Origin of the sequence: Mesorhizobium sp. B3-1-7, from assembly GCF_006439385.1 — a bacterium.
Lineage (GTDB): Bacteria > Pseudomonadota > Alphaproteobacteria > Rhizobiales > Rhizobiaceae > Mesorhizobium.
Window position 1 is genome coordinate 41923 of record NZ_VFTL01000033.1, and the last position, 16955, is coordinate 58877.

Consider the following 16955-nt stretch of genomic DNA (forward strand, 5'->3'; position numbering starts at 1 on the left):
TGAGCCCGCTCAGGCTTTCGGCGCCGGACCGGTCGAGCCTCTGACGACGAACTCGACGCCCATCGTCTCGCGCCGCACCGCGCCGTCATGGTCGAGGATCATGCGCGCGGCGCGACGGCCGATCTCCATGATCGGCTGGGCGATCGTCGTCAGCGGCGGCGTGGCCAGCGCGCCGTCCGGCACGCCGTCAAAGCCGACAATGGAGACATCGCCGGGAACATTGAGGCCGCGTGCCCTCAGCCAGTCGATGGCGATCAGGGCCATGCGATCCGACATAGCCAGGATGGCGGTCGGCGGCTCCCCCTTGGCAAAGATCGCCTCGAGGCCGGCCCTGGTGCTTTTTTCTTCGTTCTCGGTCTCATAGACCGGGATTTTCGCCGTATCGATGCCGAAGCGGGAAAGCTCCTCGAAGTAGCCGGCAAGGCGATCGCGCGTTCCGGTGTAGACCGCGCTGCGCACCGCTTCCGGCGTCGCGAAGCCGGTGCGATTGTCGGCAAAGCCGAGCGACAGGACGGCGAAGCGGCGATGGCCAAGCTCGGCGAGATGGCGGGCGGCAAGCTTTGCGCCTGCGACATTGTCGACTCCGATGGCCGACACGGTCTCGTCCTGGAAGCCGAGCTCCAGCGCAACGAAGGGCAGCCTGCGCTCGCGCGTCAGATCGACAAGGCGCGAGCCGCCTTCGATGCAGAACAGCACAAAACCGTCGACAAGCGCACTCTGGATGTTCCAGGCGAGCTTTTCCTGGTTGGCGGCCGAAACCAGCGCGATGCCTGCGCCGGTGGCGTCGCAGGCTTCGGAAATGCCGGCCATCATGACGCGGGCGAAGGGATCGTCGAAGAAGTACGAAAGGGGCTCGGTGGTGGCGACGCCGATGGCGTTGACCTTGCCGGCGCGCAGCAGGCGGCCTTTCGGGTCCGGGCCGGCATAGCCCATCTGCTCCGCGACCGCCTTCACCCGTTCCCGCACTTCGGCGCGCACGATCTCGGGGCGGCTGAAAACATTCGAGGCCGTGCCATGCGAGACGCCGGCGGCCTTGGCGATGTCGGCCAACCTGATCGGTCTTGCCTGGCCTTCGAGGAGTGATGCCATGTCGTTCCTCCGAATCCGGTCAACGCGACGAACATGACCGCTGAATTGTCGCCGGTCATCTAACATTTTTGTTGGATCGATTCAAATTCAGTTGACGTCGGGCAAATAAGGCCTATGATTTGAATCGATCCAAATTTCCGCTTCATGGTGGAGTGGATTTGGACAGGAGTATGCCATGCATCCGGTGAGCTATTTGTTCGAGGATATCTACCGCAACGATTGGGGCATCGCCTCGGTCATCGTCAGCGAGAAGCGGCGTGGCAGGTCGAGTCCATGGAGGCGCGCCCCGCGCTTTCTCGTGGAGCGCAAGCGCGGCTGAGCCGCGGTGATTTTCAGCGCCGATAGATTGGATCGGTTCAATCCTAAGGAGAAATGGTCATGCATCCGATTGGTCATCTGTTTCAGGACATCTACCGCAACTATTGGGGCATCACGCCCGGAACCGAGCAACCTGAACGGCGCCGCGGCGGCGGGTTGCCTGCGCGCCAGCGCAAGCGGCGTTTCGGCCAAAGATAGGTCAGGCCAAAGACAGGTCAGGGTCGCGGGCGCCAGAGCGCCGAGACTGCGATCGCCACCCAGCCGGCGATCAGAAGGGTGCCACCGATCGGCGCCGACATCGGGAACAGCCGCGAGCCGAGAAAGTCGCGGGCAAGCAGATCGCCGCAGAATAGGAGCAGGCCCGCGAGCAGGACGAGGCTGGCGATCCTGAGACAGCGGTTGCCGCCGGCAAGGCCGATGGCAAGGAACACGGGCGCATGCATCAGCAGGAAATTGGCTGCGGTGCCGGTGAAGGCGCCGCCGCGATGCGCGGCCGCCGCCGACAGCGCCACGCCGGCCGCGCCGACGAGGCCGGCTGCCAGCACGAGGACGCGGCTCCTGCCGCCTGATGCTTGGCCCGTAAGGCTCATCTTGGATGCTCCATGCTGCGCTTGGGCGGTGCGCCGATCAGGATTCGCCGGCTTCAAGCAGCATATGCCGTGCGCGGCGCGACTGGACAATCCAGTTGTAGGCAGCACCCAGCGCCATCAGCACCGATGTGCCCAAAAACACCGAGCGCATACCGAAATGCCCACCGACGAAACCGCCCGACAGCGGTCCCGCGACCTGGCCGACATATTGCGCCGAGATCGCCAGGCCAAGCACATTGCCGCCGATCCCGTCGGGGATGTTGTGGCGGATGACGCTGGTGATGCAGGGCAACAGCCCGCCCAGCGCCAGGCCCATCAGGAAGCGCAGACCGATCAACTGCCAGCCATTGGTGACGAAGGCTTGCGGAATGAGCAGCAATGCCGAGACGGCAAGTGCGCCGACTACGACGTTCCAGTGGCCGACGCGGTCGGCGAGCTTGCCGAGCCAAGACGAGGACAGGATGGTGCCGAGCGCTGCCGCCGACATGACGACGCCAGCGACCATGGTCACCTTGCTCTGGTCCTCGACGAGCTGCTGCACATAGACGGTGATGATCGGCTCGATCGACATGGTGGCGAAGGCGAGCAGCATGCCGGTGGTCAGCATGGCGACGATCGGCCGCTTGTCGGGGATCTGCGACCAGCCGCTTTTCGGCTTCGCTGTCGAGGCGGGCTTAGGCGCCGGCGGATTCTCCTTGATCAGGAAAGTCGTCGCCAGGAAGGCCAGGAAGATCACGGCGCCGGAAAGCAGGAAGGTCGCGCGGATGCCGATCAGCGGCGGCAGCAAGCCGCCGAGCAGCGGTCCGACCAGCGAACCGGCGGTGATACCCGCCGCGAGCACGCCCAGCGCCCAGCCCGAGCGCTCCTTCGGCGTCTGCATTGCCACCAGGATCGTGGAGCCCGACGAATAACCGCCGGCAAAACCGATCAGCAGCCGAAGCAGCACCAGTTGCCACACACTCTCAACCATCCCGGTCAGCGACATGCAGATCGCCATGCCGAACGAAGCGCGCACCAGCATCAGCTTGCGGCCGTAGCGGTCGCCCAGCCGTCCCCACAAGGGCGCGACAAGCGCGGCCGCGAAGAAGGTCGCGCCATAGGCGATGCCCGACCACTGCACGATCGCCGCGTGGCCTTCGGCGCCGAGCTGCTCGACGTAAAGCGGCAGGAACGGCAGCAGCAGCGTCATGGCGATAAGCGTGCTGAACGAGCCGGCGAAGCAGACGGCGAGGTTGCGTCGCCAATGGATGTTGAAGTCGCTCTGTTCGGATTCGTTGGGCGTCATGTCATGCGTGCCGATGCTGGGGTTGTTACGGATACCAATTTGGGATACCAAGCCGGTATTCGTCATGGACCTGACACTCACCGCTGTCAATGCGGGCGCTGTCGATGCGGCTTTGGAAAGCGAGACGACAATGTCGCAGATGCAAAATGTCGAAAGACAGCTTCGCGAAATGATCCTCGGCCTGGAGATCGGCCCGGGCGAACGTTTGACCGAGCGTTGGATCGAGAGCCGGTTCGGCGCTTCGCGAACGCCGGTGCGGGCGGCGCTGCTGCGCCTGGAAACGGAAGGGCTGATCGGCCGCGACGGCCGCGGCTGGACGGTGGCGCCGATCAACCTGGCGGAACTCGGGCAGATCGCCGTCTACCGCGAGGCGGTCGAGGTCGCCGCGGTTCGCCTGACGGCGGCGCTCGAAGACCGTGGCGGCACCGAGGTGATCGCGGCGATGCTCGATTCCTGCGATGCCGAGACGCCGCGCGAGGAATGGCACCGCGTCGGCATGGATTTCCACATTGAGCTGGCCAGGCTTTCCGGCAACGAGTTTCTGCTCAGGGCCGTTCGCGACGCGATGACTAGGCTGTCGCGGGCGCGCTGGCTGGAGGTGCGCGATGAAAAGGCGCTCGGTCGTGCCTGGGCCGAACATCATGCCATCCTTGCCGCCGTCAAGGCCGGCCACGCGGACGAAGCGGCGGGTCTGCTCTCCGCTCACATCGCCGGCAGCCGCGATCGGCTTGTCAGCTCCTTGCATGACGATCGGCGCGGCCTGCGCGCCAGAGGATTCGCCGTGGTCGCGGCGTAAGATGTCGTGTGGCCATTCGCATTAGCAGGCTTGCAACATGGCCGGGAGAATGCTGTAGGAGACGAGGGGGATGAAGGCAGACTACCGTTGACCATCTTGCTGAATTCGCGGACGCATGGCCACACTCTCACGAACCGCCGCAAAGCTGTTCTATTACGCGCGCAATTTCGCGCGTGACCGCGCACCGCAATCCCTGTTCCGCGACCGCCTGGCCAGCCGGCTCGAGCAGGCGAGGCTCTCGGGCAAGACGGTTCGCGAGCGACTGAATTACTACAACAAGCTGGAACACCCGTTCGTGCCGAGTCCCGACGCCGTGGCCGTCGGCAAGCTGCCGTCCGCGTCCAGCATGTATTATTACGATCTCAAGGAATTCGCCCGCTATTTCGATCCCGGCCTGCTGATCGATTTCGAATATGGCGATGTCGTCGGCATTCCGGAGGTGCCGAGGATCGTCAAGGACCGCCCCATTGGCGACGACAACGCCAACGGCGTGCTGATGAAGCTGAACAAGTTCCGCCACTTCTACATGCCGCCCGACAAGCTGTCTTTCGCCGACAAGCGGCCGATGGTGGTCTGGCGGGGGCATCTCAATAATCCGCTTCGCACCCGCTTCGTGGAAAAGGCCGCTGACCTGCCGTTTTGCGACGCGGGTTCCCATAAGCCCGACGCGCCGGACGGATACCGCAAGCCGTTCCTGAACATCGAGCAGCAGCGACAGTATCGCTACATCGTCTCGCTCGAAGGCAATGATGTCGCGACAAACCTGAAATGGATCATGAGCTCCAATTCGCTCTGCCTGATGCCGGAGCCGACCTACGAAACCTGGTTCGCGGAAGCCCAGGTCGAGCCCAATGTCCACTACGTGCCGCTGCGGCAGGATTTTTCCGATCTGGTCGACAAGGTGACCTATTTCGAAAAACACCCCGCCGAGGCGGGGCGGATAACCGCCGCCGCCAACGCCTATTGCCGCAAATTCGGCAATGAACAGGACGAGCAGGCGATCTCGCTGCTCGTCCTCTACAAATATTTCGTGCTGAGCGGGCAGATAAAGCCCGACGCGGAAGTCTGGCGCTTCATCGCCGGCTGAACGTCCAGCCGCAGCCCTAAGCGTGAGAGCGGTCGAACACCTTATCGGCCGACCCGAAACGGTCCCTGGCGGTGAACTGCTGGTGCCAGTAGGGATAAAGCACCGGCGGCCGGCTGACGACGTCGAGGCGCTGCCGCTCCTCCTCGGTGAGCGAAAGGCTGGCCGCGGCGAGATTGTCCTTGAGCTGCGCCTCGTTGCGGGCGCCGATCACCAGCGAACTCACGGCCGGGCGGCCAAGCAGCCAGGCAAGCGCGACCTGCGCCCCTGAGACGCCGCGTGCGTTGCCGATCTCGTTGAGCACGTCGACGATGCGCCACAGGCGGTCCTCGTCGCGGATCGGCGGTTCCTTCCAGCCGCCGACCTGGCGCGCGGTCGGGCTGTCGCGATGGTATTTGCCGGAGAGCAGGCCGCCCGCCAGCGGGCTCCAGACCAGCACGCCCAGGCCCTGGTCGACCGAGATCGGCAGCAATTCATATTCGGCCTCGCGCGCTTCCAGCGTGTAGTGGATCTGCTGGGTGACGAAACGGGCCTGATGGCGGCTGTCGCTGACGGCAAGAGCCCTCATCACCTGCCAGCCCGAATAATTGGAGCAGCCGATATAGCGGATCTTGCCCTGGTTGACCAAGGTGTCGAACGCCGCGATCGTCTCCTCCAGCGGCGTGAGCCCGTCCCACTGGTGGACGAAATAGATGTCGATGACGTCGGTCCTGAGCCGCTTCAGGCTCTTCTCGCATTCGCGGATCAGATGGTGGCGCGACAGGCCTTCGTCATTGGGGCCGGCGCCGATGCGCATGCGCGCCTTCGAGGCAATCAGCACGTCGTTCTTGCGCTTGCCGCCAAGCGCCTCGCCGATGATCTCTTCCGACAATCCATTAGAATAGACATTGGCGGTATCGATGAGGTTGATGCCGGCATCGATGCAGGTGTCGATGATGCGTTTGGCTTCCGAAAGATCCGAATTGCCGACGGCGGCGAACGGACCGGCGCCGCCGAAGGTCATGGTGCCAAGCGTCAATGTCGAGATTTTCAAGCCCGATCGGCCCAGCGTGCGGTATTCCATGTCAGTCCTCGCAATTTGTTTGAAGAGGCGCCGTGGCGAGCGCCGGGAAGAGGCGAGGGGATTTGTAGGACAATTCCCGCCGCTTGTCGCCCCGCTATCGATACGGACCGATCACATATCTTCGAGGCCTGCTGCCGGGCGATTGCAATAAAACCGTCATTGCGCCTCTGTATCTCAGTCGACTTACGGAGTGTCCACCCGGAGCCGGAGCGGATTCCGAAGCGATGATGGCCGACAGGCAGACGGAGCTGCGCGATGAATGAAGTGAAACCGAATTCCGGGGCGAAGGACTGGCTGGAAGCCGAGCTCGAGGATACGCTCGACGAGGACTATGAGCTGGAGCTTTCCGAGCCGGCGCTCTCGCTCGAGATCGCCAAGATCTACAAGAAGTCGCATCCGCCCTCCATGGAGCGCATGACCTATTTCCGCGAGTTGCTCAGGCTGCAGTCGGAATTGATCAAGCTGCAGTCCTGGGTCGCCTACCACAAGAAGAAGCTGGTGGTGGTCTTCGAAGGCCGCGATTCCGCCGGCAAGGGCGGCGTCATCAAGCGCATCACGCAGCGGCTCAATCCGCGCATCGCCCGCGTCGTGGCGCTGCCGGCGCCGACCGAGCGCGAGAAATCGCAATGGTATTTCCAGCGCTACGTGCCGCATCTACCCGCGGGCGGCGAGATCGTGCTGTTCGACCGCTCCTGGTACAACCGCTCCGGCGTCGAGCGGGTGATGGGCTTTGCCAATGGGGACCAAGTCGAGGAGTTCTTCAACGACGTGCCGGAATTCGAGCGTATGCTGGTCCGTTCCGGCATCACGCTCGTCAAGTACTGGTTCTCGATCACCGACGAGGAACAGCAGATGCGCTTCCTGATGCGCATCCACGATCCGATGAAGCAGTGGAAGCTGTCGCCAATGGACCTGCAGTCGCGGGTGCGCTGGGAGCAGTACACCAAAGCCAAGGAAGAGACCTTCGCCCGCACCAACATTCCGGAAGCGCCCTGGTTCATCGTCGAGGGCAACGACAAGAAGCGGGCGCGGCTGAACTGCATCGACCACCTGTTGCAGCAGATGCCGTATGAGGAGGTTCCGCACGAGGACATCTCGCTGCCCGACCGCGTCTTCAACCCGTCCTACGAGCGCCAGGTGCTGCCCCGCGAGCTCTATGTGCCGGAGAAGTATTGAGGTCTTTTCCTTCTCCCCGTTTCACGGGGAGGTGAGGGAGTGGTCCGCGCAGCGGGCGAAAAGCCAATTGCTTGGCTTTTCGAACGACGAACGCCCGAAGGGTGGATGAGGGGCAGCGCCGGCGTCGGCGATTGAGCCCCAATTCGCTGCCATTGCGAGCTTGCCGCTAATCTCAAAGGTCGCGCCGCCCTCATTGCCCTGCCGGGCATTTCTCCGCGTATAGTGACGGGGAGAAAGAGCTGTACTTACGCTCGCCCGATCATCACATGCAAAGCGTTCGCCGTCGCCACTTGCTCGTTGCAGCGATAGCCGAGCTTCACCATGTCGAGGCCGGCGAAAAGATGCTCGCCCGAGCCGAGCAGCACCGGCGAAATCGCCAGATGCATCTCGTCGATCAGCCGTTCCTGGAGATATTGCCGGAAAGTCGAAACACCGCCGCCGATCCGCACATCCTTGCTCCCGGCCGCGGCCTTAGCCTGTTCGAGCGCCGAGTGGATGCCGTCGGTGACGAAGTAGAACGTCGTGCCGCCTTCCATCGTGATTGGCGCGCGTTTGTAGCGGGTCAGCACGAAAGTCGGAACATGATAGGGCGGGTTGTCGCCCCACCAGCCTTTCCAGTTGTCGTCCGGCCATTCGCCGCGGATCGGCCCGAACAGGTTGCGGCCGAGAATGTAGGCGCCGACATTCTCGAAACTGCGGATGGCGAAGTCGTCGTCGACACCGGTCGCGCCGCCATCCTTGCCAATCACCATCTGGTGGAATGTCCGGGTGGTGACCAACCATTTGTGCAGGGTCTCGCCACCGACACCGAGCGGATGTTCAAGCGTCTGATCGGGACCGGCGCCGTAGCCGTCGAGCGACAGGGTAAAACCGTTGACACGCAGCTTGGACATGATTGCCTCCTAGACCAGTTGTAATTTGCAATCGGTTGTTGAGTAGCTTGGCCGATTGCGAAATGCAAGCGGTATTTTCCGGCGATCGAGTCGGGCAGCGTCGGGATCGTCGCCGGAAAGGTAGCTGCCCGGGATATTGGGGCGAAGCGGGTAAGGGATGCCGTCGCAATCTTTCGTCGAGAAAAGCGATTAGCTGGGCAACTCTGCGCCGGCAGCATCAAGGATGCGTTCAATGGCTACGCGTAGCGCCGGCAAATTGTCTGTCACGACAGCCCAGACGATGGCTTCGGAAGTCTTGTGATATTCATGGCGCAGGATGTTGCCTATGCCGCGACTGCAACCGTTCGATCACATCGTTCCTGCTCATAGATCCATTCTAACGGATCCCGTCAGAATTCCAAAATCGCGAGGCAGGCCTAGCCTTTCAGCATCTGCGCCACCACCGGCGCAAAATAGGTCAGCACGCCGTCGCAGCCCGCCCGCTTCAGCGAAAGCAGCGATTCCAGCATCGCCTTCTCGCCGTCGATCCAGCCATTGGCGGCGGCTGCCTTGATCATCGAATATTCGCCCGACACCTGATAGGCGAAGGTCGGCATCTGGAACTCGTCCTTCAGCCGGCGGATGATGTCGAGATAGGGCAGGCCGGGCTTCACCATCAGCATGTCGGCGCCTTCGGCGAGGTCCTGCTCGGCCTCGCGCACCGCTTCGTCCGAATTGGCGTGGTCGATGTAGTAGGTCTTCTTGTCGCCCTTGAGCAGGCCGGCGGTGCCGACCGCCTCGCGATAGGGCCCGTAGAAGGCCGAGGCGAATTTCGTCGCGTAGGACATGATCGCCACGTCCTGGAAACCGTTGGCGTCGAGCGCGTCGCGGATGGCGCCGATGCGGCCGTCCATCATGTCCGACGGCGCGATGATGTCGGCGCCGGCCGCCGCCTGGATGACAGCCGCGGCGGCGACCTGTTCCACCGTCTCGTCATTGACGATGATGCCGTCGCGCAGGATGCCGTCATGGCCGTGGCTGGTGAACGGGTCGAGCGCGGCATCGGTGATGATGCCGATCTCCGGCACGGCGTCCTTGATGGCGCGCGTGGCACGGTTGATGACATTGTCGGGATCGAGGATATGCGATCCCGTCTGGTCGCGCAGCGCAAGCTCGACATTGGGGAAGGTGGCGATGGCCGGGATGCCGAGCTTGGCGGCGCGCTCGGCCTCCTTCACCGCGAGGTCGATGGACAGGCGGTAGACGTCCGGCATCGCGGCGATCGGCTCGCGCGTGTTCCTGCCGTCGACGACGAAGATCGGCCAGATCAGGTCGTTCACCGAAAGCTGGTTCTCCTGCACCAGCCGGCGCGACCAGTCGGCCTTGCGCATGCGCCGCAGCCGCCGGCTGCCGGTAATCTCGTCGACGCTGCGCGCGCCGGCAGGCTTTGCGGGGGTGAATTTGTTCATGGTCAAACTCTCTTTTGCGCCGGCTTTTTATCACGCGTCTCCGCCGCTGACCAATGCGACACGATTGTGCCAGGGACGTGGCACACGTTCCTTTCCCCCACTTTGTGGGGCGAGGAAACGCCTAGGGCTGCCCGTTCCCCGACAGGATCTGCGCCGCGCCCCTGATCGCAACCCGGAACGCCTCGTCGAAGCTGACGCCGCGGACCTGCCAGCGATAGGTCTTGCCGCGATCGGCCAGCCGCCAGTCGGCGATCCAGCCGAGGTCCTTGTCGCTCCACACGATGCTGCCGGCGAGCGCCCGGGCCGCTCCCGCTTTCTTCGCGAGTTTGTCGAGCTTTGCCATATTGGCCGCCGCGACGGCCTTTTCGTCGAGGCCGCCGAACTGCCTGGCCTTTGGAAAGGCAATGCGCATCAGCAGTGGACTTGTGGCGTTGGCGAAGGATTCCCTCATCGTCTTGCCGTGGTCCTCATCCGCCGTCAGCACGAAATGCCGCGAACCCTGCTCAGCGGTCATGAAGACGGCGATAGGCGGCCGATCGCCGAGCCAGGGCCTGCTGCCGAGCTGCGCCAACAGCTTGTCGACGACGGCCGGCTTGTAGAGGCAGGTGAGATCATGCGGCCGGTCATGCGTGCCTTGCTCGTCATGGATCGGGATGCCTTCGAGCCGGTCGCGGTAGCGGAAGGATTGCACGAAGTCGGCCGCTTTGTCGCGCAGGGCCAGCATCTCCGGCTTCTGCGACAGGCGCTGGTCGCCCGAGACCTTGACCAGCACCTTGTCAAGGCAATCCTTGAAGCCGATCTGCCGGTTTACGTCTCCAGTGCCGGTGACGATGGTCTGAGATTGATAAAGCTCGTTCGCAGTCGCGGCCTCGGCAGGGCAAGACATCCGTAGGATGGCGATCAGGCCGATCGCTGCAGCCGCGAGGCGGAAAAATCCGGGCATGGCTTGCCGTCCGGTTCAAGATGCCCATTTTCTAGCACCGGGTGCGTGCGGTGGCCAAGGCGGATTGCCGGCTAAACGAAGGAGCAAGGCATGACCTTGATCTGGTTCATCTATGCCGCCTGGCTGCTGCTGATTGTTTATCTGACCGTTCAGGCAATCGGCGTGAAACGCGATACCGAGCTGCATTTGCTGCAGAGCTTCGGTTTGATGTTTGCCATGATCGCCGCCTTCCTGCTGCCGCGCCTGCCGTTATTCGGCTTCGTCAACTTCGCCCCCGTCAACGCAGCCCTGGGCGGCATCGGCGCGGTGATCGCCGTCGCCGGCATGGCGCTGCTGGTCTGGGCGCGGCAAATTCTCGGCCGCAACTGGAGCCAGACCGTCTCGGCCAAGCAGGACCATAATCTGGTGAGATCCGGCCCATACCGCAGCCTGCGCCATCCCATGTATACGGGCGGCCTGCTGGCATGCCTGGGCTCGGCGATCGTGGTGGGCGGTCCTTTCGTCTTTCTGTTCATCCTGCTCGGGGCGATTTTCATCTGACGTGTCGGCGCCGAGGACCGGCTTCTGGCGCGGCAATTTCCCGATGAATTCCCCGACTATGCGCGCTGCACGAACGCGCTTATCCCATTCGTATGGTAGCCTGCTTGCCGCGAAAGACGCTGCCTTATCCGTGGCACTCGACAATTGACGTTGGCCCGGTCGCCGCTTAGCACTTCTCCTCCCGCAGGCGCGGGGGAGGATTCTCTCATTATGGATTTTGGCGGAGGCGACGAGATCCGCTTCGAGCGGCTGGGCAAGGCGGGTGTGGTCACCTTGACCCGGCCGAAGGCGCTCAACGCCGTCACGCACGACATGGTCAACGCGCTCGGCAAGGCGCTCGATGCCTGGGAAGAGAACGCCGGCATCAATGTCGTCGTCGTCAAGGCCGAGGGCAGGGCGTTTTCCGCCGGCGGCGATATCCTGCACATCTATGAGGCCGGCCGGGCCGGCAAGCCGCCCGTCGACTTCTTCGCCGACGAATACCGGCTCAACGCCCGCATCGCCCGCTTCAAGAAACCCTATGTCGCGCTGATCGACGGCATAGTCATGGGCGGCGGCGTCGGCATCTCCTTCCACGGCTCGCATCGCGTGCTGACCGAAAACGCGCAGTTCGCCATGCCGGAGGTCGGCATCGGCTTCTTCCCGGATGTCGGCGCCAGCCACCTGCTGCCGGATCTCGGCGGCTCTTTCGGCATGTATCTCGGATTGACCGGAAATCGCATCCGTTACGGCGATGCGCTTTGGTCGGGGCTCGCCACGCACACTATCAAGGCGGAGGACCAGGCGGGCCTGCTCGACGAACTGGCGACGAGCGGCGACGCGAATGCAGAATTGCGCGATTTCTTCGTGCCCGCGAAACGCGAGACGGAGCGGCAGGACCTGGAGTCGATCGCGCGCCATTTTTCGCAGAGCTCGCTCGCCGGCATTATCGACAGCCTGGAACGGGCAGGGGCTGAAGATGCTTTTGCCGCGAAGACGCTCGCGACCTTGAAAACCCGCTCGCCGACCAGCCTCAACATCGCCTGGCGCCAGATCAGCGCCGGCTCGACGCTGTCGATGGACGAATGCATGAGGATGGAGTTCCGCATCCTGAACCGCATGCTTGCCGGCCACGATTTCTATGAAGGCATCCGCGCCGCCATCATCGACAAGGGCTCGACACCCAAGTGGCGGCCGGCGGGGCTGGATGAGGTCGATGCGGCCGAGATCGACGCCTATTTCGCGCCGCTCGGGGATAAGGAACTCGCGCTGTGAGCGAAGTCACCTCCAGGCGCGTGGTGCTGCAGCCCTCGACCACCGAGGTGATCTTCGCCTGGTTCCAGCGCGTCATCGCCGGCTATTGCCTGTTGTTCGGCATCCTCTATTGGATCCGCCTGATCGGCATCTATCCGGGCGAACTGTGGCGCTTCGACCTGATGCCGGTGCACTGGCAGGTGGCGGCGGCCATGCTCGCCGTCTTCTTCCCCTTCGCCGCCGCCGGCCTCTGGATGCTGGCATCGTGGGGACCGGTGATCTGGTTCATCTGCGCGGCGACCGAGACGGTGATGTATGCCGGCTTCCCCGATCTCTTCGGCCATCGGCTGCTGATCGTCGTCTCGCATGCCTGCGTGGCCTTGCTCTACATCGTCTTTCGCGTCACCATATGGCTGCAGAAGCGCCAGCTTCGCCAATGATGCCGAAAAGTGTGAAGCGGTTTTCGGATGACATCATGCTCCACCCATAAAGCCGGCCGGGGGCCGACCTTCAGGGCCGGTTTCGCAGCCCAGTTTCACTGCAAAATCCATTGGCTAAATCTTTAGGTTAATTGTTCTTGCTCGGGTGACCGATCGTTAAGCGTCTTTCGAAACCTCTTACCGGTAAGCTCTTGTTAGCCCTGGCGTTTAAGTCGAATTTTATGAGTATTCGATAGTGTCGCGATCAAGGTGAAAAACAAAAAATCACCAAGGCGACAAACGAGAGGCAAAGACAATGATCAATTCGCGTCCGGCGGCGAAGACCGCAAACGTATCCGACGATCGCCGCGAGGCTATCCGCTCGCTGTACATGGAATCGCTGCAGCTGGTGGAGCGTCTGCACCGCCGCCTGCTTGACGTGATTAAGGACGAGTTCGACCGCAACGGCCGCTCCGACATCAACGCCATCCAGGCGCTGCTGCTCTTCAACATCGGCAATTCGGAGCTGACCGCCGGCGAGCTGCGCTCGCGTGGCTACTATCTCGGCTCCAACGTCTCCTACAATCTTAAGAAGCTGGTCGACCTCGGCTTCATCAACCACCAGCGCTCGCGCATCGACCGCCGTTCGGTCCGCGTCTCGCTGACGCCGAAGGGCAACGAGGTGGCCGACGTCGTCGCCGGGCTCTACGAGCGCCATGTCGGTTCGATCGAGGCGGTCGGCGGCATCAACACCGACGAGTTCAAGCAGATGAACCGCGCGCTGCAGCGTCTCGATCGCTTCTGGAACGACACGATCGCGTATCGGATGTGAGTGCTTCGGAATTGAGACGGGAAAGCCGCGCCGGAGAAGCGCGGCCCCGGGGGGAAAGAACAGGAGGCCGGCACCGAAGCGCGCCGGTCTTTTTCTTTATTGCGAAGGCGGGCATCTGCGGGAGCTTGACCGTCGCTTCGCGCGCATGAAGGCTCTGCGCCTGAAGGGCAGGGCACAGATTTCATAAGGACGCGCTGGCATCCTGCCGGTGCAAAAAAGCATCGCTGTCATTTCTTTCATCTGGCCGCCGCATGCAAATCGCGGGCCAAGGCCACGTTGCCGCCATAATCGCGGTCAATGCCGATTGCGGGTGATGCTGCGGGCCTGTGCCTTGCGCTCCTTGGAACCTGCGTTGCGGCGGCGCGTTTCTGGCGGCCGGCCGATGCGGGTCATGGTTGGCGAATTGTTAAGTTTGCCACCCCTAGAGTGCGGACAAGCCGCTCGGCAAGCAAGTTGAGCGAGAGCGATAAAGCAAGAATGTCTGCCATGAGAACCAGCCGCCGTTTCTTCCTTACCGGAGCCTCCGCGCTCGCCGCCGCCATGGTCGCCGGCCATGCGAGCGCCCAGGACGTGATCGGGGATATCCTGAAATCCTCGACGCGCGGCAATTGGGACGACCAGTTCGACGCCCGCGGCACCGACACCAACAAGGTCGCCTCGACGCTGCCGATCTTCAGCCAGCAGACGGTGGCCTTCACCGAGCAGGCGGTGGCGCAGTATCAGAACATCGTCTCCCAGGGCGGCTGGGAGCAGGTTCCGGCGACCAAGAAGTTACAGCTCGGCGTCGACGATCCGGATGTCGTCCCGCTGCGCAAGCGCCTGATGGTGTCGGGCGACCTGCCGCAGAGCGCCGGCATTTCGACGGCCTTCGATTCCTATGTCGACTCGGCGGTCAAGCGCTTCCAGCTCCGTCACGGCCTGCCGGCCGACGGCGCCATGGGCAAATACACCTATGCCGCGATGAACGTGTCGGCGCAGGTCCGGCTCGGCCAGTTGCAGACCAACCTGCAGCGCCTGAAGGAAAAGGCCGGCACGCTCGGCGACCGTTACGTGCTGGTCGACATTCCGGGCGCCCAGGTCGAAGCGGTCGAGAACGACCGCGTCGTGCTGCGCCACACGGCGATTGTCGGCAAGATCGACCGCCAGACGCCGATCGTCAATTCGAAGATCAACGAGATCATCGTCAATCCGTACTGGAACGCGCCCGTCTCGATCGTGCGCAAAGACATCATTCCGCTGATGCGGAAGGACCCGAACTACCTCAAGGACAGCCACATCCGCCTGTTCGCCCCGGACGGCAGCGAGGTCGATCCGATGACCATCGACTGGTCGACGGACGATGCCGCGAAATACCGTTTCCGCCAGGATCCCGGCAGCAACAATGCGATGGCCTCGGTCAAGATCAACTTCCCGAGCCCGGACGGCGTCTATATGCACGACACGCCGCAGCAAAGCCTGTTCGGCAAGCTGATGCGCTTCGATTCCTCCGGCTGCGTACGCGTCCAGAACGTGCGCGACCTCGTCACCTGGATCCTGCGCGACACGCCCGGCTGGGACCGCCAGCATTTCGAGGCGGCGATCAAGACCGGCGAGAACACGCCGATCAATGTGGTCAATCCGGTACCGGTTCACTTCCTCTACCTCTCGGCATGGTCGACGGCTCCGGGCGTCGTGCAGTTCCGCGACGATATCTACGCCCTTGACGGCGCCACCGAGCTCCAGATCAGCTCCGCGCAGTAAGCATCTGATCCTTAAAAGAAAAAAAGGCCGCTCTCGCAGCGGCCTTTTTGTTTGGGCGACGCAATGCGCGCCTTACAGCAATTCCGGGAAGAGTGTGTGCGGAATTGCGTGAAAGTAAAGAGATAGAGCGGTTCGCCGTTTCCGTGAAACGAAGCTTGGGCGTGGGGCAGTCGGGGCGCGTCTTCGGCTTTCCGAGCGGTCCGGGAGCCGCCTGCAACAAGACAATCGCGCCAGCATGGCAAGGCCCTTGCGGTACCTGGGCCGTGCGGCGCGGCCTCAGATGGCGCCCCGCGGATATCCGGTGGGCTTCTGGAACTCGTCCTGCCGATGACTCCCTGACAAGAATGACAAGCCCGCCGCCGCGGCGATGGCCGCGGTCGGCGTTGAATGTCAGCGTAGCCCACAAAAGTCAGTAAACCACTTTACGCAACCGCTTTACTAGCCAAATTTTATGGGTTAGCGTTTGGTTCGTTGCTGGCTGGGGCGGACATGAGCACCATCAATGAAGTCGCGATAATGGCGAGGGTGTCGACCACCACCGTGTCGCGCTATCTCAACAATCGCATCGAGCTTCCGGCGGAGACGGCGGCGCGCATCGACGCGGCCATCGTGGCGCTCGACTACCGCCCGAACATCCTCGCCAAGCGCCTGAGTCTCGGCCGCTCCGAGGCGATCGGCATGATGACGCCTGAAATCGCCAACCCGTTCTTTGCCGAACTGGCCGCCGCCGTCGAGGACGAGGCGGAAAAGCACGGCTATTCCGTGCTGATGAGCAGCACCGGCGGCAACCGGGAGCGCGAGCTCGCCAGTCTCAGGCGGCTGAAAGACGGCCATGTCGACGGGCTGATCATGATGACCAACCGGCCGGACGACGGCTCGCTCGCCGCCACGCTTCACCATTACGGCCACATCGTTCTGATCGACGAGGACATTCCGGGCGTCAACGTTCCGAAAATCTTCGTCGAGAACCGCGAAGGCGCTCGCGCCGCAACGCGCCACCTCATCGAGGCCGGGCACCGGCGCATCGCCCATATCGGCGGCCCGGCGAAGCTGTTCAGCGCCATCGAACGACTGGCCGGGTACCGCGACGCCATGGCCGAGGCGGGGATAGAAGTCGACGACGGCGATGTCCGCCAGGGCGAGTATTCGCGCGCGTTCGGCCGCGTAGCCATGCTGGACATCCTGGCCGGCGGCCAGCCGCCGACGGCCGTTTTCGCCGGCAGCGATTTCATTGCCATCGGCATCATGGAAGCGGTGCGTTCCAAAGGCCTCAACGTGCCGCAGGACATCTCGCTGGTCGGCTTCGACGACATGCCGTTTGCCGACCTCCTCGCGCCAGGCCTCACCACAATCCGCCAGCCGACCGCTGAACTCGGCCGCATCGGGTTCAGCACACTCAAAGCGCTGATCGACAAGGCGTCGCCGCCTGAACTCACACGGCTCCCGGTCGCGCTGATCAAGCGCAACTCGGTAGCGCCGCCACGCTCCTGAGACAGACAGTTCGCA

Annotated in this window: 19 protein-coding genes; 11 read left to right on the top strand and 8 right to left on the bottom strand. The window is 63.1% G+C overall.

What is annotated here, in order from left to right; genetic code table 11:
* Nucleotides 1-9 precede the first annotated feature (9 nt).
* Nucleotides 10-1089 (bottom strand): LacI family DNA-binding transcriptional regulator, encoded by a 1080-nt coding sequence (locus FJ417_RS24795; protein ID WP_140785241.1) that lies wholly within the window; start codon nucleotides 1087-1089, stop codon nucleotides 10-12.
* A gap of 175 nt (nucleotides 1090-1264) precedes the next feature.
* Here FJ417_RS24795 and FJ417_RS33210 point away from each other — a divergent pair, with 175 nt between their 5' ends.
* Together FJ417_RS33210 and FJ417_RS33215 are read left to right on the top strand one after the other, a co-directional pair.
* Nucleotides 1265-1408, top strand: a complete 144-nt coding sequence (locus tag FJ417_RS33210; RefSeq protein ID WP_181167102.1) for a hypothetical protein — start codon at nucleotides 1265-1267, stop codon at nucleotides 1406-1408.
* Between the two features lie 53 nt (nucleotides 1409-1461).
* Nucleotides 1462-1605 (top strand): hypothetical protein, encoded by a 144-nt coding sequence (locus FJ417_RS33215; RefSeq protein WP_181175486.1) that lies wholly within the window; start codon nucleotides 1462-1464, stop codon nucleotides 1603-1605.
* Nucleotides 1606-1622: 17 nt separating this feature from the next.
* On the opposite strand, the gene FJ417_RS24800 is transcribed toward FJ417_RS33215, so the two are convergent.
* Both FJ417_RS24800 and FJ417_RS24805 read right to left on the bottom strand, forming a co-directional pair.
* The gene (locus FJ417_RS24800) at nucleotides 1623-1997 is read right to left on the bottom strand and encodes a DUF423 domain-containing protein (RefSeq protein ID WP_140707457.1); all 375 of its coding nucleotides are present in this window, start codon (nucleotides 1995-1997) and stop codon (nucleotides 1623-1625) included.
* A gap of 37 nt (nucleotides 1998-2034) precedes the next feature.
* Nucleotides 2035-3282 carry an MFS transporter gene (locus tag FJ417_RS24805; protein WP_140659109.1) on the bottom strand — a complete coding sequence of 416 codons (1248 nt, stop codon included), beginning with the start codon at nucleotides 3280-3282 and terminating at the stop codon, nucleotides 2035-2037.
* A 130-nt stretch (nucleotides 3283-3412) separates the two neighbouring features.
* Between FJ417_RS24805 and FJ417_RS24810 the strand changes: the two genes are divergently transcribed.
* Together FJ417_RS24810 and FJ417_RS24815 are read left to right on the top strand one after the other, a co-directional pair.
* The gene (locus FJ417_RS24810; protein ID WP_140785264.1) at nucleotides 3413-4078 is read left to right on the top strand and encodes a GntR family transcriptional regulator; all 666 of its coding nucleotides are present in this window, start codon (nucleotides 3413-3415) and stop codon (nucleotides 4076-4078) included.
* Between the two features lie 115 nt (nucleotides 4079-4193).
* Nucleotides 4194-5165 (top strand): glycosyl transferase family 90, encoded by a 972-nt coding sequence (locus FJ417_RS24815; RefSeq protein ID WP_140785242.1) that lies wholly within the window; start codon nucleotides 4194-4196, stop codon nucleotides 5163-5165.
* A gap of 16 nt (nucleotides 5166-5181) precedes the next feature.
* On the opposite strand, the gene FJ417_RS24820 is transcribed toward FJ417_RS24815, so the two are convergent.
* Nucleotides 5182-6225 carry an aldo/keto reductase gene (locus FJ417_RS24820; RefSeq protein ID WP_140785243.1) on the bottom strand — a complete coding sequence of 348 codons (1044 nt, stop codon included), beginning with the start codon at nucleotides 6223-6225 and terminating at the stop codon, nucleotides 5182-5184.
* A 255-nt stretch (nucleotides 6226-6480) separates the two neighbouring features.
* Between FJ417_RS24820 and ppk2 the strand changes: the two genes are divergently transcribed.
* Nucleotides 6481-7401: a polyphosphate kinase 2 gene (ppk2, locus tag FJ417_RS24825; protein ID WP_140659106.1), complete on the top strand. Its 921-nt coding sequence runs from the start codon at nucleotides 6481-6483 to the stop codon at nucleotides 7399-7401.
* Nucleotides 7402-7646: 245 nt separating this feature from the next.
* On the opposite strand, the gene FJ417_RS24830 is transcribed toward ppk2, so the two are convergent.
* From FJ417_RS24830 to FJ417_RS24845, 4 genes are all read right to left on the bottom strand, one after another.
* A complete protein-coding gene (locus FJ417_RS24830; RefSeq protein WP_140785244.1) occupies nucleotides 7647-8294 on the bottom strand; it encodes a dihydrofolate reductase family protein in 648 nt (215 codons plus the stop codon).
* Nucleotides 8295-8483: 189 nt separating this feature from the next.
* Nucleotides 8484-8621, bottom strand: coding sequence for a HepT-like ribonuclease domain-containing protein (locus FJ417_RS24835; RefSeq protein WP_140785265.1), 138 nt, complete (start codon nucleotides 8619-8621; stop codon nucleotides 8484-8486).
* 89 nt (nucleotides 8622-8710) lie between these two features.
* Complete coding sequence (gene hemB, locus FJ417_RS24840; RefSeq protein ID WP_140785245.1) at nucleotides 8711-9742, bottom strand: porphobilinogen synthase; 1032 nt, start codon at nucleotides 9740-9742, stop codon at nucleotides 8711-8713.
* Nucleotides 9743-9863: 121 nt separating this feature from the next.
* Nucleotides 9864-10685, bottom strand: a complete 822-nt coding sequence (locus FJ417_RS24845) for a DUF2066 domain-containing protein (protein ID WP_140785246.1) — start codon at nucleotides 10683-10685, stop codon at nucleotides 9864-9866.
* A gap of 90 nt (nucleotides 10686-10775) precedes the next feature.
* Here FJ417_RS24845 and FJ417_RS24850 point away from each other — a divergent pair, with 90 nt between their 5' ends.
* The 6 genes from FJ417_RS24850 to FJ417_RS24875 all read left to right on the top strand — a co-directional run bounded on the left by FJ417_RS24850 (nucleotide 10776) and on the right by FJ417_RS24875 (nucleotide 16940).
* Nucleotides 10776-11225: an isoprenylcysteine carboxylmethyltransferase family protein gene (locus FJ417_RS24850; RefSeq protein ID WP_140785247.1), complete on the top strand. Its 450-nt coding sequence runs from the start codon at nucleotides 10776-10778 to the stop codon at nucleotides 11223-11225.
* A gap of 210 nt (nucleotides 11226-11435) precedes the next feature.
* Complete coding sequence (locus FJ417_RS24855) at nucleotides 11436-12479, top strand: enoyl-CoA hydratase/isomerase family protein (protein WP_140785248.1); 1044 nt, start codon at nucleotides 11436-11438, stop codon at nucleotides 12477-12479.
* Nucleotides 12476-12898: a DUF6163 family protein gene (locus tag FJ417_RS24860; RefSeq protein ID WP_140641396.1), complete on the top strand. Its 423-nt coding sequence runs from the start codon at nucleotides 12476-12478 to the stop codon at nucleotides 12896-12898. Before FJ417_RS24855 ends, FJ417_RS24860 begins: the two co-directional genes overlap by 4 nt.
* Before the next feature lie 295 nt (nucleotides 12899-13193).
* The gene (locus FJ417_RS24865) at nucleotides 13194-13709 is read left to right on the top strand and encodes a MarR family winged helix-turn-helix transcriptional regulator (RefSeq protein ID WP_040983294.1); all 516 of its coding nucleotides are present in this window, start codon (nucleotides 13194-13196) and stop codon (nucleotides 13707-13709) included.
* 486 nt (nucleotides 13710-14195) lie between these two features.
* On the top strand, nucleotides 14196-15449 hold the full coding sequence (locus FJ417_RS24870) for a L,D-transpeptidase family protein (protein WP_140785249.1): 1254 nt from the start codon (nucleotides 14196-14198) through the stop codon (nucleotides 15447-15449).
* A 489-nt stretch (nucleotides 15450-15938) separates the two neighbouring features.
* Entirely contained in the window at nucleotides 15939-16940 is a 1002-nt protein-coding gene (locus tag FJ417_RS24875; RefSeq protein ID WP_140785250.1) for a LacI family DNA-binding transcriptional regulator, read from the top strand.
* Nucleotides 16941-16955: the final 15 nt, after the last annotated feature.

Coding starts and splice junctions, on each gene's coding strand:
- FJ417_RS24795 (WP_140785241.1), bottom strand. CDS start 1,089: ATGGCATCACTCCTCGAAGGCCAGGCAAGACCGATCAGGTTGGCCGAC.
- FJ417_RS33210 (WP_181167102.1), top strand. CDS start 1,265: ATGCATCCGGTGAGCTATTTGTTCGAGGATATCTACCGCAACGATTGG.
- FJ417_RS33215 (WP_181175486.1), top strand. CDS start 1,462: ATGGTCATGCATCCGATTGGTCATCTGTTTCAGGACATCTACCGCAAC.
- FJ417_RS24800 (WP_140707457.1), bottom strand. CDS start 1,997: ATGAGCCTTACGGGCCAAGCATCAGGCGGCAGGAGCCGCGTCCTCGTG.
- FJ417_RS24805 (WP_140659109.1), bottom strand. CDS start 3,282: ATGACGCCCAACGAATCCGAACAGAGCGACTTCAACATCCATTGGCGA.
- FJ417_RS24810 (WP_140785264.1), top strand. CDS start 3,413: ATGTCGCAGATGCAAAATGTCGAAAGACAGCTTCGCGAAATGATCCTC.
- FJ417_RS24815 (WP_140785242.1), top strand. CDS start 4,194: ATGGCCACACTCTCACGAACCGCCGCAAAGCTGTTCTATTACGCGCGC.
- FJ417_RS24820 (WP_140785243.1), bottom strand. CDS start 6,225: ATGGAATACCGCACGCTGGGCCGATCGGGCTTGAAAATCTCGACATTG.
- ppk2 (WP_140659106.1), top strand. CDS start 6,481: ATGAATGAAGTGAAACCGAATTCCGGGGCGAAGGACTGGCTGGAAGCC.
- FJ417_RS24830 (WP_140785244.1), bottom strand. CDS start 8,294: ATGTCCAAGCTGCGTGTCAACGGTTTTACCCTGTCGCTCGACGGCTAC.
- hemB (WP_140785245.1), bottom strand. CDS start 9,742: ATGAACAAATTCACCCCCGCAAAGCCTGCCGGCGCGCGCAGCGTCGAC.
- FJ417_RS24845 (WP_140785246.1), bottom strand. CDS start 10,685: ATGCCCGGATTTTTCCGCCTCGCGGCTGCAGCGATCGGCCTGATCGCC.
- FJ417_RS24850 (WP_140785247.1), top strand. CDS start 10,776: ATGACCTTGATCTGGTTCATCTATGCCGCCTGGCTGCTGCTGATTGTT.
- FJ417_RS24855 (WP_140785248.1), top strand. CDS start 11,436: ATGGATTTTGGCGGAGGCGACGAGATCCGCTTCGAGCGGCTGGGCAAG.
- FJ417_RS24865 (WP_040983294.1), top strand. CDS start 13,194: ATGATCAATTCGCGTCCGGCGGCGAAGACCGCAAACGTATCCGACGAT.
- FJ417_RS24870 (WP_140785249.1), top strand. CDS start 14,196: ATGAGAACCAGCCGCCGTTTCTTCCTTACCGGAGCCTCCGCGCTCGCC.
- FJ417_RS24875 (WP_140785250.1), top strand. CDS start 15,939: ATGAGCACCATCAATGAAGTCGCGATAATGGCGAGGGTGTCGACCACC.